General features: G+C 40.7%; 13 protein-coding genes. 7 read left to right on the forward strand and 6 right to left on the reverse strand.

What is annotated here, in order from left to right:
- Window positions 1-4 precede the first annotated feature (4 nt).
- The 3 genes from AC504W_RS10570 to AC504W_RS10580 are packed head-to-tail and all read left to right on the forward strand — an operon-like array spanning window position 5 to window position 3117.
- Window positions 5-1492, forward strand: coding sequence for an amidohydrolase family protein (locus tag AC504W_RS10570; RefSeq protein ID WP_494877685.1), 1488 nt, complete (start codon window positions 5-7; stop codon window positions 1490-1492).
- Between the two features lie 54 nt (window positions 1493-1546).
- On the forward strand, window positions 1547-2356 hold the full coding sequence (locus AC504W_RS10575; RefSeq protein ID WP_494877686.1) for an alpha/beta fold hydrolase: 810 nt from the start codon (window positions 1547-1549) through the stop codon (window positions 2354-2356).
- Between the two features lie 17 nt (window positions 2357-2373).
- Window positions 2374-3117, forward strand: coding sequence for a maleate cis-trans isomerase family protein (locus AC504W_RS10580; RefSeq protein WP_494877687.1), 744 nt, complete (start codon window positions 2374-2376; stop codon window positions 3115-3117).
- Window positions 3118-3176: 59 nt separating this feature from the next.
- Here AC504W_RS10580 and AC504W_RS10585 read toward each other — a convergent pair whose 3' ends face one another.
- From AC504W_RS10585 to ftsH, 6 genes are all read right to left on the reverse strand, one after another.
- Entirely contained in the window at window positions 3177-3974 is a 798-nt protein-coding gene (locus AC504W_RS10585; protein WP_494877688.1) for a tRNA(His) guanylyltransferase Thg1 family protein, read from the reverse strand.
- Entirely contained in the window at window positions 3964-4413 is a 450-nt protein-coding gene (locus AC504W_RS10590; RefSeq protein ID WP_494877689.1) for an AAA family ATPase, read from the reverse strand. The genes AC504W_RS10585 and AC504W_RS10590 overlap by 11 nt, the downstream gene beginning before the upstream one ends.
- Window positions 4414-4431: 18 nt before the next feature.
- On the reverse strand, window positions 4432-5823 hold the full coding sequence (hisS, locus tag AC504W_RS10595) for a histidine--tRNA ligase (protein ID WP_494877690.1): 1392 nt from the start codon (window positions 5821-5823) through the stop codon (window positions 4432-4434).
- Between the two features lie 117 nt (window positions 5824-5940).
- Window positions 5941-6387, reverse strand: coding sequence for a DUF3598 family protein (locus AC504W_RS10600; RefSeq protein WP_494877691.1), 447 nt, complete (start codon window positions 6385-6387; stop codon window positions 5941-5943).
- Window positions 6388-6458: 71 nt separating this feature from the next.
- Window positions 6459-7739: a 3-phosphoshikimate 1-carboxyvinyltransferase gene (aroA, locus tag AC504W_RS10605; RefSeq protein WP_494877692.1), complete on the reverse strand. Its 1281-nt coding sequence runs from the start codon at window positions 7737-7739 to the stop codon at window positions 6459-6461.
- Window positions 7740-8119: 380 nt separating this feature from the next.
- Window positions 8120-10057 (reverse strand): ATP-dependent zinc metalloprotease FtsH, encoded by a 1938-nt coding sequence (ftsH, locus tag AC504W_RS10610; RefSeq protein ID WP_494877693.1) that lies wholly within the window; start codon window positions 10055-10057, stop codon window positions 8120-8122.
- Between the two features lie 361 nt (window positions 10058-10418).
- On the opposite strand from ftsH, the gene AC504W_RS10615 reads away from it, so the two are divergent.
- From AC504W_RS10615 to AC504W_RS10630, 4 genes are all read left to right on the forward strand, one after another.
- On the forward strand, window positions 10419-10610 hold the full coding sequence (locus tag AC504W_RS10615) for a hypothetical protein (protein WP_096575398.1): 192 nt from the start codon (window positions 10419-10421) through the stop codon (window positions 10608-10610).
- Between the two features lie 85 nt (window positions 10611-10695).
- Window positions 10696-11832 carry an AI-2E family transporter gene (locus AC504W_RS10620; protein ID WP_494877694.1) on the forward strand — a complete coding sequence of 379 codons (1137 nt, stop codon included), beginning with the start codon at window positions 10696-10698 and terminating at the stop codon, window positions 11830-11832.
- A gap of 561 nt (window positions 11833-12393) precedes the next feature.
- Complete coding sequence (locus AC504W_RS10625; RefSeq protein ID WP_494877695.1) at window positions 12394-13764, forward strand: hypothetical protein; 1371 nt, start codon at window positions 12394-12396, stop codon at window positions 13762-13764.
- A 32-nt stretch (window positions 13765-13796) separates the two neighbouring features.
- The gene (locus AC504W_RS10630; RefSeq protein ID WP_494879612.1) at window positions 13797-15476 is read left to right on the forward strand and encodes a hypothetical protein; all 1680 of its coding nucleotides are present in this window, start codon (window positions 13797-13799) and stop codon (window positions 15474-15476) included.
- Window positions 15477-15566: the final 90 nt, after the last annotated feature.

The following is a 15566-nucleotide window of genomic DNA, read 5'->3' on the forward strand; positions in this document are numbered from 1 at the left end:
TACTGTGTCTGAACCTCCTTTACTAGATAAAATTATCAAAAATGTGCGAGTTGTTCGTCCTCATGCTGATGTTGCCGAACTACTCGATATAGGCATTAAAAACGGTAAATTTGCGGAAATTGCTCCTCATATTAACGCAAATCAAGCCATAGAAGTATTTGATGCCAATAATCTACTAGGCTTTCCTGGGGTGATGGATGCTCATACACACATTGGGATTTATCAACCACTGGATAAAGATGCAGTGACGGAAAGTAAAGCCGCCGCAATGGGGGGAGTAACTACAACTCTCAATTACATTCGCACAGGAAAATATTATCTAAATAAAGGTGGTTCCTACCGCGATTTTTTTCCCGAAGTATTGGCATTATCCGCAGGTAATTTTTTTGTTGATTACAGCTATCACGTTGCACCTATAGCTAGTCAACATATCGACGAAATACCTTTATTGTTTGAAGAACATGGCGTATCTTCGTTTAAAATTTTTATGTTTTATGGCGGCTATGGTTTGCATGGTTTATCAGAACAGCAAAACTTGTTTTTGATGATAAATAAAGAAGAACGCTACGACTTTGCACATTTTGAATTTATCATGCGTGGGATAACTCGCTTAATAGAAAAACATCCAGCCGCGCGAGATTCTATTAGTTTGAGTTTACATTGTGAAGTTGCCGAAATTCTCAATGCTTATACCAAAATCGTAGAAAATGATTCTAGTCTGAGTGGACTGCACGCTTACAGTGCAGCGCGTCCACCCCATTCGGAAGGTTTAGCAATTTGTATTGCTGCTTATTTGGCGAATGAAACTAACTGTGCAAATATCAATTTGTTGCATCTAAGTTCGCGCAAAGCAATGGAAGCAGCGTTGACGATGCAAACTGCTTTTCCACATATCAATTTTCGGCGAGAAGTTACGGTGGGACATTTATTATTAGATGTTGATACTCCTAATGGTACTTGGGCAAAAGTTAACCCACCAATTCGTCCCCGTGCTGATGTGGAATATTTATGGCAAGCGGTACTAACTAATCAAGTAGATTGGATTGTGAGTGACCATGCTTGCTGTTCTGCTGAACAAAAACGCAGTGCAAAAGACCCAAATAATATTTGGTTAGCAAAGTCTGGTTTTGGTGGTACAGAATATTTACTTTCGGGTGTATTGAGTGAAGGTAGCAAGCGAGGAATGTCTTACAACCAGATGGCTAAGTTGTTATCGTGGAACCCATCGCGGCGGTTTGGATTGTTAGCAAAAGGGGATATTGCTGTTGGCTATGATGCTGATTTGGTGTTAGTAGACCCTAATGAAAGCTTTGTGGTGCGTGCGGCTGAGTCAGAATCACAACAAGGTTACACACCTTTTGAGGGAATGGAGTTAACAGGACGGGTGAAGAGTACGTTTTTAAGAGGAAATTTAATTTATAACAATGGACAAGTTTTGGGTTCACCAACTGGGTGTTATTTGAAACGCGCTCATTCGGCAATCAAGACATAGATATCTATAAGATTAAATCAGAATTTACACTCTAGTAAAGTAGAAAGTATAAAAATGAGCCAACAGATCAAAAGAGCATTTTTAGACACAGAAGATGGACAAATTCTTTACCGGATAGGTGGAGAAGGTGAAGCCATACTTTTACTGCACATGATTCCTCGCAGTAGTGATGAATTTCAGGAATTGATGAGTATTTTGGCAGAGAAAAATTTAGTCATTGCAATGGATTTGATGGGTTTGGGTGATTCTGACAAACCACCTAGAGTTTATTCTGTTGCTGACTATGCTAAAACAGCGATCGCCCTTTTGGATGAATTAGGCATTCAAAAAGCAAATATTTTCGGTAGTCTGACAGGAGGTTATATCGCCGGGGAAGTAGCCGCAGCTTATCCAAATCGGGTTGACAAACTGATTCTCTGTAATTTATTTGGATTTGATGCAGAAGAAAAAGATAAAATTCTCTACAGATATTCTCAAGGATTTGCAATTAAAGCAGATGGCTCTCATTTGATGGAACAATGGTTATCTCGTGTGAATTACATTGGTAACGGAGAATTAAATCATCGTTGTGTTTTAGAGGATTTGAAGTGTTTTGGCTCTCCTGTGTATCCTGGGATTGCAATAGCTAATTATTGTCTTACTGCTCCAGAAAGATTTCGCTTAATTCAGTGTCCGACGCTGATTTTATCAGGGGAAAAGGCCTTAGAACCATTAGAAAAAGCTGGTTTAGCAAAAGCTGAAAATCAATATTGGCTCAAAGATGTAATTCCTCATAGCCAAAGAGTAGAACTAGAAGGTGGAACTTTGTGGATGGTGAATCAAATGCCAACAGAAATAGTAAAATCAGTCATCGATTTTCTGTAAAAATAGTCAAGTAGATAATGACAGATGTATTAGGATGGCGAAAAAAGTTTGGAGTGCTTGCGCCTAGCACAAATACGATTGTTGAACCTGATTTTCACGCAATGACTGTACCGGGTGTGACATCTCATATATCGCGGATTCATGTACGAGATCAAGACTTGAGTAGTGATGAAAAGATGGTGCGGCTTTTAGAAGCGATCGCCAAAGAAATGTTCTTTGCAATTGATCGGGTAATGACAGCGGGTGTCGATTACTTAATTATGGCTATGAGTGCGGAAACTTTTTGGGAAGGAAAGGAGGGAAACACAGGGTTTATCAAACGAGTTGAAGATTATGCGGGTGTTAGGGTGGCTTCTTGTGCATCGGCGTGTCAGTCTGCATTAGAAGCATTTAAAGTCAAAAAAATTGCTGTGATTACTCCCTATCAAGCTGTAGCTGACGACAAAATACGCCGCTTTTTTAGTGACATTGGGATAGAAGTTATTCGCCTAAAGAGTCTCCGTTGTCCTACTGCGCTTTCTATTGCAGAGGTATCTGAAGATACTTTACGCCAGCATATTCAGGAACTGGATAGTGATTATGTAGAGGCAATTATACAGATGGGTACTAATTTAAGTATGCTGCGGTTGGCTGACGAAGCAGAAAGATGGCTGGGTAAACCAGTAATTGCTATTAATGCTGCAACTTGGTGGTATGCTTTGCGACAAAACGACATTCATGATCAAGTATATGGCTGTGGTAGACTTTTGCGAGAATTTTAAAGACTGTGCATCACAAATTGTTTTCTTCACAGCATCATTTATCTTTCATCCTCCAGCATTTAATTGTCTAGCTTCCTAAATTCAATATCAGGATGCTCCCGCAGTACCATATCTCGAACAAATTTACTGTAATCATCTTTCATCGCCAGATTTGTATCAACTTTAATGCGTCTTCTCATTGCCAAGACTGCCTCTCCCGTTTGGGGATTGGTTGCTGCCTTTTGATAGGACTCCCAATATACTCCTATACCTCGTTTCTGCCAATTAGGTAAGTTATTAAAATTGATGTTTGCTTGCTGATAAAGTAATTCATTTTTATCACTTACTGAAAGCCTATCCAGCTTTTCTGTAGCGGCTCCGGCACTTTCACCAGCTTTGCGTAACATCCAGTAACAGTGAGCATTTAAGGCATTGCGATGAGCATCTTCATTGCGCCAACGAAAGTAATCGACTACTAGATTTAATGTAGGAAGCTGAGAAATTCGACAATCAAAGGCGGCAGTGCTATTGAGTAGTAGTGAAAGTTTTGCACTTGCTTCTCCTGCCAAAATAGAGTTTAGTTTCCGCAATTTGCGACTAAAACTTTCCTCGTCTCGGTGGAATAGAAGTGAGATTTCGTCACTTTGCGTATAGCCATAAATGATACGGAATCCACAATTCATTAGGTGTTCTACTGTAGACACCATATAATCTCGAAATTGAACATCAAAAGGAGCTTCAAATTTGTGAGTTTCTTTTGTCAAGCGAGTAAAGTTACGCCCATCAATTCGAGCAACCATAAATAGCCCTGGCAATACGCATAAATCGTGGGCTGTTTCAAAAACTCTCAGTCTTGTGTCTAACTCTTCAAACTTCATCAAGCCACTCCTGTACAGCAAACTCTCCTTTTGGTATTAACCGAACATAATAGATTTCGTCAAAACCTTCTTCATATTTGGGAAGTATCAGCTTTGCGTGAGTCCCTCGAATACCTTTGTCTGGTACCTGCTGTTCCGGTTTGCGGTTTTGATTACGTTGGATTGAATCGGCAATTTTTGATTCAAAATAATAGCCAGTAATCCGAAATCCTTGATTTTTAGCTAACACAATGTAGCGTTCTCGCTCTTCAGGTGTAGGATTTGTATTATCTACAACAAATGCTTGACCAATTTCCAGACAAGTTTCTATCAGGCGCTTTTCTCTATGTCTAGTTTTAAGCATATCCAGGTTAATTCTGATGTGGGTATGAGAAAAACGTTGACTGTAAAAGGTTGATTTGCCGCTTGCCTGTATACCAATAAAAATGATTAATTGCACAGTTAATTTAACGTTTAATCAAAGCTCTAATCGCCGTTTAACTTCTTCAGCTAAATCTGCTAACGCTACTTCTATTTGTTCGCCTGATTGCAAATCTTTGAGTGAGGATTTTTGCGCTGCGGCTTCATCAGCACCAATAATTACACAAAATCTAATTCCTTGTTTATCTGCGGCTTGGAATTGTTTACCTAATGGGCGTTTCTCAAAGTTAGTTATGACATTAATGCCAGCTTGGCGTAACTGTTGGGATACTTTTAAATAAGTTGGCATTAAATCTTCTTGCATATTTACTACTACTACTTGCGCTGGCGTTGCAGGTAGAGTATTTAAAATTCCTGCTTTGAGTAATCTGCTAATTAAGCGAGTTAAGCCGATAGAAATGCCAACTCCCGGCATTTTCTCACCGATGAACATCCCGACTAATTCTTCATATCTACCACCAGAACAGATACTTCCTAATGCTTCATGACCGATGAGGGTGGTTTCGTAGACTGTGCCTGTATAGTAATTTAAACCACGGGCGATCGCTAAATCAATACAAAACCGTTTATCGGCAACGCCTAAGTTACGCACCCCGGTAATTACTGTTTCTAATTCAGTCACACCTAAACTAAATTGCTCGGCTTCTGGTAGGTTTTGTGACAGGTGTTTGAGTTTATCTAATATTTCATCAGTACTGCCATTGATTTTAATAAAGGCAATAATTTTTTCTGTCTGTTCTGGTGAAATTCCTTCTTTTTCTAATTCTTGTTTTACTTTAGTTTCGCCAATTTTTTCTAAGTTATCAATAATACTAATACAAGTTTTAATTTGATTTTCAACAATTCCTAACGACTGAAAAAATCCAGTTAGAATTTTGCGGTTGTTGATGCGAATTATAAAGTCACCAATGTTAACTGCTTCAAATATTTCGGTGATAATGGCTGGCATTTGCGCGTCATATAATAAGCTGAGTTCCCGCCGTGCAATTACATCAATATCACACTGTCTAAATTGCCGGAAGCGCCCATCTTTTGCCCTTTCTCCCCGAAATACTACATCCATTTGATAACGAGCAAAAGGAAAGGTTAATTCATTGAGATGACGAGCAATATACGCTGCTAAAGGAACAGTTTGGTCAAACTTTAAAGCGCGTGCTTCTGAACCTGTTTCGCCAGCTTTATCTCTCTCGGCTTGGCGATTTGGTGGCAGAATAGGGTCAATACCATAAATAATATTGTCGCCTTGATTACCTTTGGCTTGTAATACTTCTAACCTTTCAACTGCGGGTGTTTCAATAGGGGTAAATCCGTAACTTTCGTAAACTCTCCGGATAGTATCTAGCAAATGTAATTCTAAGCGTTTTTCGCTAGGTAAAAATTCTGGGAAACCGCTAGGAGTAGAGAAGTTAATTTTGTCAGTTTTGGCCATATCCGTAAGTTATATATTTAAATTTATATATATTGAACTATCTATTATGTCATAAAGTAGTGCGTTAAACTATGTTAACGCACTTTAATTTGATACTATTTTTGAATTTTTAGATGACTATCTAACTCTTTGTTCTTGAATGAGAGTACGTTGGTAAATTTGATGATTTTTAAACCAATGCCATGTGCGGGCGCGATGATTATTATCGGGACTGATTTGAATCATTTCATATAAGTATGCTACTGGAACTGTCTTATAAGAAAACCACAAAATTACAGTGGAATCATCTATTTCCCAAGCTTTGCCTTCAATGCGTTCTGTATCAAACCAAAGGACTTTATCACTATAGGTTGCGGGAAATTTATGTTCTTCTTGTTTACCATCAGCCCACTTATAGCGATTGATTTGGTAATAAGAATAAGGACTGTCATCGGGGAACTGACAGCTTAAATGCGATTCGTGTCTATCTAAAATTTTGCCTTCTGTATCTACAAGTGTATAGGTTCCTACCCAATCGCCTTCATGACGTGCCAGTACAGGCATTTCTTCACGTATGTTAGACATGATGCAACTCCTATAAGTAGGTTAGCGTGAATATAATCGTTAAGATAAGGTAGGAACTAAATATTAGCCAGTTATTGTTCTATCATTTTAAAAAATCGGGTGAAGTAGTCGGGGAAAGTTTTAGCCGTACAACCTGGGTCTTTAATGACAATTCCGGGAGCTTTTAAGCCAGTGACAGCGAATGCCATTGCCATGCGATGATCGTGATAAGTTTCGATGGCGGCTGGGGTGATGGAACTAGGTTCAACTTTTAGCCCATCTGGAAATTCTTCAACTTTGACACCTAAGCGACGCAATTCTGTCACTACAGCGCGAATACGTTCAGTTTCTTTGTAGCGGATATGTTCGACATTACGAATGGTAACAGGTGAACTGGCAAAAGGAGCGATCGCACCTAATGTTTGTACCAGGTCAGATATATCATTCATATCAATATCGATACCCTGTAACTGTTCTGGCCCAGTCACTTCGATATAGTCATCAGCCTCACGTACTTGACAACCCATCTGTTCCAGCACATTCAGCCACAGAATATCACCCTGATATGATTGCTTCGTTAAATACTTCACCCGCACCCGTCCACCAGTAACAGCAGCAGCGGCGAAAAAGTACGACGCATTCGACGCATCTGGTTCTATGGTGTAATGTCGCGGCTGGTAACGCTGTCCCGCTTTGATATGAAATTGATTGTCGCCGATTTGATTCACCTCTACGCCGAAATCTGCCATGAGGCGACAAGTCATTTTTACGTAAGATTGGGAAACTAATGTGCCTTCAATTTCAATAATTGTGTCTTGTTGAGCATAAGGCGCAATCATCAACAAAGCTGAAAGTTGCTGACTAGTTTGATTAGCTTTGATGCGAATATGTCCACCAGCGAATTGCTGACCGTAAATAGTGTAGGGCATATAACCAGCGTTACCCTCAAAGTTAACAGTTGTTCCGCCTGCTTGAAACACTGTCAACATATCGCCCATTGGTCTTTCCCGCATTCTGGGTACACCATCTAAGCGATATTCACCATTACCTAGTACTACCAAAGCTGAGATAAACCGTGCGGCTGTACCTGCTAAACCTACAAATAAATCCGCTTGGGTTGCGGGAATTTCCCCCCCTTTTCCTGACACCTGCATCCGGGCTAGTTCAGGATTTAAAGTGATGGGAATGCCCAAATTTTCGACACATTTGGCAAAATATTCACTGTCTTCGCTAAACAAGGCATTTTCTAAAATTGTGTCGCCTTGTGCCAAAGCAGCGATAAGCAATGCCCGATTTGTAATACTTTTAGAACCAGGAATCTCTACCGTGGCATCCACTGGGCGATTGAGAGTAGGGATAGCAATGGTATCCACGTTATACCTCTTAGATGGTCAGCTACACCTTAAATATACGTGAGTTCGCAGGATTAAGAAATATGGGGAGTGTACTTCGACTGCGTTTAATAAACGACAGCCCGAATTCAATAAACGACAGCCCAAATTCGATAAACGACAGCCCAAATTCAATAAACGACAGCCCGAATTCAATAAACGACAGCCCGAATTCGATAAACAACAGCCCAAATTCGATAAACAACAGCCCGAATTCAATAAACGACAGCCCGAATTCGATAAACAGCCGACTCCCTCACTGGCGCAACACGGAGACATGAGAGTTTGAGAGTTATTGCATAAGTCCTAAAAAAATATGGTGCGTTGTCTTTTGTGACAACGCACCACACGCATTTAATTATTTAATTCAACACAGATTGCAAGAGTGGTTTATCAGGTGATACATTCCCTGATCGTAACCATTCTGTCAGGTCTTCAGGGGCTTTGGCTTGCGTAAGGCGATCGCGCAAATCTTTTCCTTCGAGAATTTCTCTGTGCAGTAGTTCTTGGGCGGTTTCTTCTAACAAGTCGCGGTTTTGTTGCAGAATGCTTAAAGCAATGTGGTGAGCATTATCTACTATTTGCTTGACTTCGTGGTCAATTTCTTGGGCGACTTGGGGACTAATAGCACGACGGGCGTTACCGTAACCATCAAGAAACTGCTGTTGGGTTTTTTCAAAGGCGACTGGCCCTAATTTATCGCTCATCCCATATAAGGTGACGTAGCGTTCGGCTAAGTCTGTGGCTTTTTGAATATCGTCACTTGCGCCTGTGGAAACTTTGCCAAACACGACTTCTTCGGCGGAACGTCCACCTAATAAGGTAGCAATGCGACCGCGGATTTCGTCTTCAATCATCAAGAAGCGGTCTTCTTCAGGCATTTGAATTGTATAACCCAACGCCCCAACACCACGGGGAACAACGGATATTTTCTCAACTTTACCAGCACCCGGCATCAATGCACCGATAATAGCGTGACCAACTTCGTGATAGGCGACGGTCTTTTTCTCGGTTTCGTTGAGTACACGAGAGCGTTTTTCTAACCCAGCAATCAAACGTTCGATCGCTTCATTGAAATCTGCCATAATCACCGCTGGGCGATTGTTTCGTGCTGCTAATAATGCGGCTTCGTTGACAAGGTTGGCTAAGTCTGCACCAGCAAAACCAGGAGTTCTAATAGCGATGGTGGCGAGGTTAACATCATCCGCCAATTTGACGTTACGTGCATGAACTTTGAGAATTGCTTCTCGACCAATTTTATCAGGGCGATCGACCACAACTTGACGGTCAAAGCGTCCGGGACGGCGTAAAGCTGGGTCAAGCACTTCTGGACGGTTGGTAGCGGCGATGATAATTACTCCGGTGTTGGCATCAAAGCCATCCATTTCGGTAAGTAATTGGTTAAGGGTTTGTTCCCTTTCATCGTTACCGCCGACAAATCCACCCGCACCACCGCGAGATTTACCTAATGCGTCTAATTCGTCAATAAAGACAATACAAGGTGCTTGCTGTTTGGCTTGTTCAAACAAATCGCGCACACGCGCCGCACCCACACCAACAAACAATTCAATAAATTCTGAACCAGAAATACTGAAGAAAGGAACGGCTGCTTCCCCGGCGATCGCTTTTGCTAGTAATGTTTTACCTGTACCTGGAGGGCCGACTAACAACACACCTTTAGGAATTTTTGCGCCTAAGTTGGTGTATTTGGTCGCATTTTTGAGGAAATCTACAATTTCTTCGAGTTCGGCTTTGGCTTCATCCACCCCAGCTACATCGGGAAATTTTACCCCAGTGCTACCTTCAGAATAAATGCGAGCTTTGCTTTTACCAACTGTGAGTGCAGCCGGGCCACCACCTTGGCGATTCATTAAAAAGCCCCAAACCCCAAAGAAAATTAACGGTGGTGCAACCCAACTGAGGAGAGTTCCAATCCAACCATTTTGGTCTGGGAGTGGTGCTGCAAACTCAACGTTATTCTCACGCAGAATTTTAGGTAAATCTAAATCGAGGGCGACTGGTGTAGTTGCAAATACTTGTTCAGTCTTTTTACCATCCGCAGTTGGCGTTTTGAGAGTATACTCAATGCGATCGCCTCCCACAACGGCACGGTCTACTTTACCCTGTTGTACTTGAGTAATAAAGTCACTATAAGGTACTTGTGGTAATCGAGGGCCAAAGAAACTAGGAACTATAAAATTAAGCAGTAATAACAGAGTAAACAAAATTAGTAAGCTACCCCCAAACTGCCTGATTCGCGGCGGTTTGATGGAATTTTTATTATTTTTTTCTACAGGCATTTTGATGTATCCTCAATTAATTTTTTGTCAAAAGTCCAGAGTCAATTGTCCATAGTTAAAAAAATTCATCACCATTGACCATTGACAATTGACCTTTGACTAATAAAGAGATGTTTTTGGCTGAAGTTGTTAAACTCAAAATTTTTCTGAGTGCAGCGCAAAACACACTAGTACAGGTCGGAGTAAATAAACAGACCATCTGGAATAGCTAAAAAGCTTGTGGTGTAAATATTCTTCCTTTTGACTTTTGCCTTGTTGTACTAGCCTCTAGGTTGTGTATTTATATGAATATTGTAGAGAGTCTTCCATTGCGCCTAGATTCGGGTATACCCTACAGAAACAGGTGAATTGCCGTACAGCTATGGAAAATCAACTCAGTTTTATTGTCAAACTACTTGTACTATCAGCGTTGATCTCGCTGTTAATTAAGTATGTACTGCCAAACGTGGCGCTGCCGGCGACAGCAACAAACGCCCTAATTTTAGTTTTATTGCCTACTATAATTATGGCGATCGCTTTATTCTGGCGATTCCAAACCCAGAAACAAACTTAATTTAAATCATCTGGGCGTTATCGCTAAAATCAGCTAACCTAACTGCATTACTAAAAGCATCACACCAACAGCCGGGAGTCAGCCTGTGAACCTTGGTCAATGGATTGGCTTAATCGCCATAGTTCTCTCTCTATATATATTGTGGCAAATCAAAGAAGTATTGTTACTCATGTTTGCCGCCGTGGTGTTAGCCACTACCTTAAATCGGTTAGCAAAGCGCTTCCAAAACTTAGGAATAAAGCGTGGCTTCGCTGTCATTCTATCGGTGGCTATCTTTTTTGCTGTTGTGGTGGGTTTTTTCTTGTTGATTGTGCCACCTTTTGCCCAACAGTTTCATGAATTAACTTATCGTGTTCCCCAAGGTTTGGAACGCTTCAATAGTTGGTTGGATGAACTAAAAACTAGAGTTCCCAGTCAGTTAATTCCCTACATACCTGATCTCAACAGCCTGATTCAGCAAGCACAGCCTTTTATTAATCGCGTTTTGGGGAGTTCTTTTGCCTTTGTCTCCAGTTCTTTAGAAGTTGTCCTGAAAGTTTTGTTGGTGCTGGTGTGGACGGGAATGCTGTTAGCTGATCCTTTAGCCTACCGCAAAGTCTTTATTCGCTTATTTCCCTCCTTTTATCGCCGACGAGTAGAGGGCATTTTAAATAAATGCGAAGTCTCATTAGGCGGATGGGTCACAGGTGCGTTAATTGCAATGGGTGTTGTGGGATTGATGAGTGTGATTGGCTTATCAATTTTGGGTGTGAAAGCGGCCTTAGCTTTAGCTGTTTTGGCAGGATTTTTAAACTTAATACCCAATCTTGGCCCGACACTAAGTTTAGTTCCCGCGATGGCGATCGCTTTATTAGATGCGCCTTGGAAATCTGTTGCTGTCTTAGTTCTTTACTTTATTATTCAACAAACAGAAAGTAATTTCATCACACCTTATGTCATGGCGCAGCAAGTTTCCTTGTTACCCGCCGTCACCTTAATTTCTCAATTGTTTTTTGTGACTTTCTTTGGCTTTTTAGGATTATTTTTAGCTTTACCTTTAACAGTTGTTGCCAAAATTTGGGTACAAGAAATTTTAATCAAAGATGTATTGGATGAATGGGGAACTCATCATTCACAAGACGCTGAGGTAGTTATAGTTTGTAATTCTCCTGGTAATCATGATGATTGGCCGGAAGAAAATTCAGCTACTTCTGTTGAGGATACTTTATCCAAAGAAGATTAATTATGTTTACATATAGATGTGATTTATCTTTGGTAAGAGCGAATGCTTGTAATACCATTTCACTAAAATCCTGATACAAATTCTTTTACCTCTGCTCCTCTGCTTGCCTAAATGTATCAACCTTAAAGTGAAACGGTACAACCTGCAAAAAGGTCAAGTCTAAGCATTTAATTAGATTTTTGAAAATTAAGCGGCTCAGATACCCGACTTCTTAAAAAAGTCGGGTATCTTTTGGTTCATACGAATTAGTATACATAGAGCAAAATCTATGTATAAAATTTAGGTGTATAAATCTTAACCAAACATAATATTTTTTCTGATTTACTCTCCAAAAAAGCACGTATTATCACTGAGGATTTACGGTTTTTTTATGGTTAATGTGTATTCAAGTGTGTAAGCATAACTAAGTATATAAGAAGTACAAGCCTAATAAGTAGATGAGTATTCAGATTGTACTTATGCGGTGCATTCAACACTTGTGAGTCTGCGTTGAGAGATAGTGATCGCTAACTAAATTACTTAATGCAGTAATCAAAATTACATCCACACCAAAATTTTTTCATGCCAATTGAAACTGTAAACATTACTACCACTACCTTATCGTTAGATTATTATCTCGTTGCTTTTGATGCTAACGGTAATGAACGTCTTGAACCGACTGGTTTCATGAGCGAAAAGTTAGCAAATATACTAGCTACTCAACCCATTACAGATGTTTTTTTTATTAGCCACGGATGGATGGGTGACATTCCCGCGGCGAAAGAACAATACACCAAATGGATAACAGCTATGGGAAGTAGGGCTGCTGATATCCAAAAAATCAAAGAATTACGCCAGTCACAAAACCAAGAATTTCGCCCATTATTAATTGGGTTGCATTGGCCGAGCAAACCTTGGGGTAATGAAGACTTAAATGCTCAACCTAAAACCACATCTTTTGACACATCAGGGTCAGAGTTAAATAATTTAATTGACGAATATGCTCAAGATGTGGCTGATACAGAAGCAGCGCGTGATGCACTCAGAACAATTTTTACAGCTTCTATAGAATATGCCTATCCACCAGAAACATTACCGCCGCAAGTAAATCAAGCTTATGAGGTGTTAATCAAAGAAGCTTCTTTAAACGAAGATGCAGAAGATGGTGCATCCTTAAACTTAAACCCAGCAAATATTTATCAATCGCTGAAAGCAGAAGAATCAGAAACCCAAGAAATTAGTTTTGGAATTGGTGATGCTGCTGACAATAAAATTCTGGATGTTTTAGGTTATGTCTCCTATTGGAAGATGAAAGCGCGGGCGCGGGAAATTGGTAGTACTAGTGGGTTTAGGTTGTTAACTCAACTGCAAAAAGCCGCAGCTAAAACAGTCCGATTTCATTTAGTGGGACATAGTTTTGGATGTATTGTGGTTTCTTCAATTGTTAACGGGAAAGGCAATAATCAGCTAGTCCGCCCAGTTGATTCTTTAGTATTAATTCAAGGTGCTTTATCACTTTGGTCTTACTGTCCTGATATTCCCCGCCGCAAAAATTTATCTGGTTGTTTTACTTCCATCCTCAAAGACCGCAAAGTCACAGGCCCAATTGTTACTACTCGGTCTATTCACGATAGTTCTGTGACAAAACTGTATCCAGCAGCCAGTGTACTAGGTAGGTTTCAAGGTCAAGATATTAACTTTGCTGAGACTAACTCAGAATTTCCTGAGTATGGCAGTATTGGGACTTTTGGCATTCAAGGTATCAACGAAAGTATCAGCCTGAAAATGTACCCTTGTGACAAGCCATACAATTTCCAAGCAGGTAAAGTTTACAACTTAGAAAGCAGTGAGTTTATCCGTAACCTCAAAGACGGTAAAGATGATGACGCTCACAACAGCATTGATAAGCCGGAAGTAGCTCATGCTGTTTGGGCGGCGGCTTTTGGTAATTAATTCAACAATCAAAATCACAGGGTGTACTTAACATGAGCGTAGAACAATTAACTGATGAACTTTATTTCAATGGTATTGATGGGGCTTCTGGTAGCTATTTATTACCACCGTTAACAGCTGAACAGGTAGCGAGAATTGCTCAGGGTGAAGAGTTTGATCCTAATGAACTTGATGAACTTAAGCAAAAAGATCCGCGCTATCAACAGGGTCATTTTGCCCCAATGGAAGGGGTAGACCCAAAAAACCTAGCAGAAACAGGTTGGGGTGTAATTTTTGCTTTTAATGCTGACCCAGCAATTAAAGAAGCACTCAAAGAATTATTAGAGCATCGTCAAAGACAAGCGACGAAAAAACACGAGCATTATTATAAAGAATACATAGGCCCTAAAGGTTATCGTCCAGGGGAATCAAAAGGTGGATTTTTATCGCGTCATAGCGTTGGCCCAGGCCCAGCCGACCCAGAAAAAATGCCTTATTATCTAATGATTGTAGGTGATCCAGAAGCGATTCCCTATCGTTTTCAATATCAGCTGGATGTACAGTATGCGGTAGGTCGGATTTACTTTGATACGTTAGAGGAATATGCCCAGTATGCCCGGAGTGTAGTTCAAGCAGAAACCACTAATTTATCTTTACCTCGCCGCGCCAGCTTTTTTGGGGTACATAACGCCGCTGACCAAGCTACTAAACTTAGTGCGGAAAACTTGATTCAGCCTTTAGCCGAGTGGATGCTAAATGAGCAAAAAGACAATGAGTGGACAGTTAACAGTATTTTGGCTGAAGAAGCTACTAAAGCTCGCTTAGGCAAATTATTAGGTGGGGAAGAAACACCAGCTTTGTTGTTTACTGCTAGTCATGGTATGGGTTTTCCCAACGGTCATGAAAAGCAACTCCGCCACCAAGGAGCATTATTGTGTCAAGATTGGCCCGGCCCGTTGACTTGGCGTGAAGCAATTCCCGAAGATTTTTACTTTTCTGCTGATGATATTGGCAAAGATGCACGTTTATTAGGGTTGATTGCTTTTCACTTTGCTTGTTATGGTGCAGGGACTCCTAAACTGGATGAATTTGCTCATCAAAAAAATTCCAATCAAAGATTAGAAATTGCACCTAAATCTTTCATCGCACCTTTACCTCGACGGTTGCTGAGTCATCCTAATGGCGGCGCTTTGGCGGTGATTGGTCACGTAGAACGGGCTTGGGGTTGCTCTTTTGTTTGGGAGAAAACTGGTAAGCAATTGGCAGTTTTTCAAAGTACCTTAAAGCGTCTACTAGAAGGACACCCTGTTGGGTCAGCGGTGGAATATTTCAACGAACGCTATGCTGAACTATCTTCTGATTTAAGTACAGAATTGGAAGAAATTAAATATGGGGCGATGGCTAATCCTGTCAGTTTATCGGGAATGTGGACAGCTAATAATGATGCTCGTAGTTATGCAATTATTGGCGACCCCGCAGTTAGGCTAGTTGTTGGTGATAATTCTACAGGCGATCGCTCTGTCATTGAATCGATCAAATTACCTGCTGCACCTACAGCAACGCAGACATCCGCTGATACACCTGCACTTCAACAAGCTCAGACAAACTTAACTCAAGCCCTAGAACAGTTTGTCAAAGCCGTTGATCAAACTTCAGGCGATCGCACTCAAAAACTCCAAGTCACAGTTTCCACGGTGATGAGTTTACTAGAGACTCTGAAGAAATTGGGTTAATTCAGAAGTTAACGCCGTGTGCAACTTTATCTCAAACCTAACCCCCAACCCCTTCCCTACAAGAGAAGGGGAGCAAGAATCAAAGCCTCT

The sequence above is a fragment of the Nostoc sp. C96 genome (genome assembly GCF_059384975.1).

Bases quoted from the DNA above. Each gene is read 5' to 3' on its own strand.
- AC504W_RS10630 (WP_494879612.1), top strand. From the start codon at position 13,797: ATGAGCGTAGAACAATTAACTGATGAACTTTATTTCAATGGTATTGAT.
- AC504W_RS10575 (WP_494877686.1), top strand. From the start codon at position 1,547: ATGAGCCAACAGATCAAAAGAGCATTTTTAGACACAGAAGATGGACAA.
- ftsH (WP_494877693.1), bottom strand. From the start codon at position 10,057: ATGCCTGTAGAAAAAAATAATAAAAATTCCATCAAACCGCCGCGAATC.
- AC504W_RS10580 (WP_494877687.1), top strand. From the start codon at position 2,374: ATGACAGATGTATTAGGATGGCGAAAAAAGTTTGGAGTGCTTGCGCCT.
- AC504W_RS10615 (WP_096575398.1), top strand. From the start codon at position 10,419: ATGGAAAATCAACTCAGTTTTATTGTCAAACTACTTGTACTATCAGCG.
- AC504W_RS10625 (WP_494877695.1), top strand. From the start codon at position 12,394: ATGCCAATTGAAACTGTAAACATTACTACCACTACCTTATCGTTAGAT.
- AC504W_RS10585 (WP_494877688.1), bottom strand. From the start codon at position 3,974: ATGAAGTTTGAAGAGTTAGACACAAGACTGAGAGTTTTTGAAACAGCC.
- AC504W_RS10600 (WP_494877691.1), bottom strand. From the start codon at position 6,387: ATGTCTAACATACGTGAAGAAATGCCTGTACTGGCACGTCATGAAGGC.
- hisS (WP_494877690.1), bottom strand. From the start codon at position 5,823: ATGGCCAAAACTGACAAAATTAACTTCTCTACTCCTAGCGGTTTCCCA.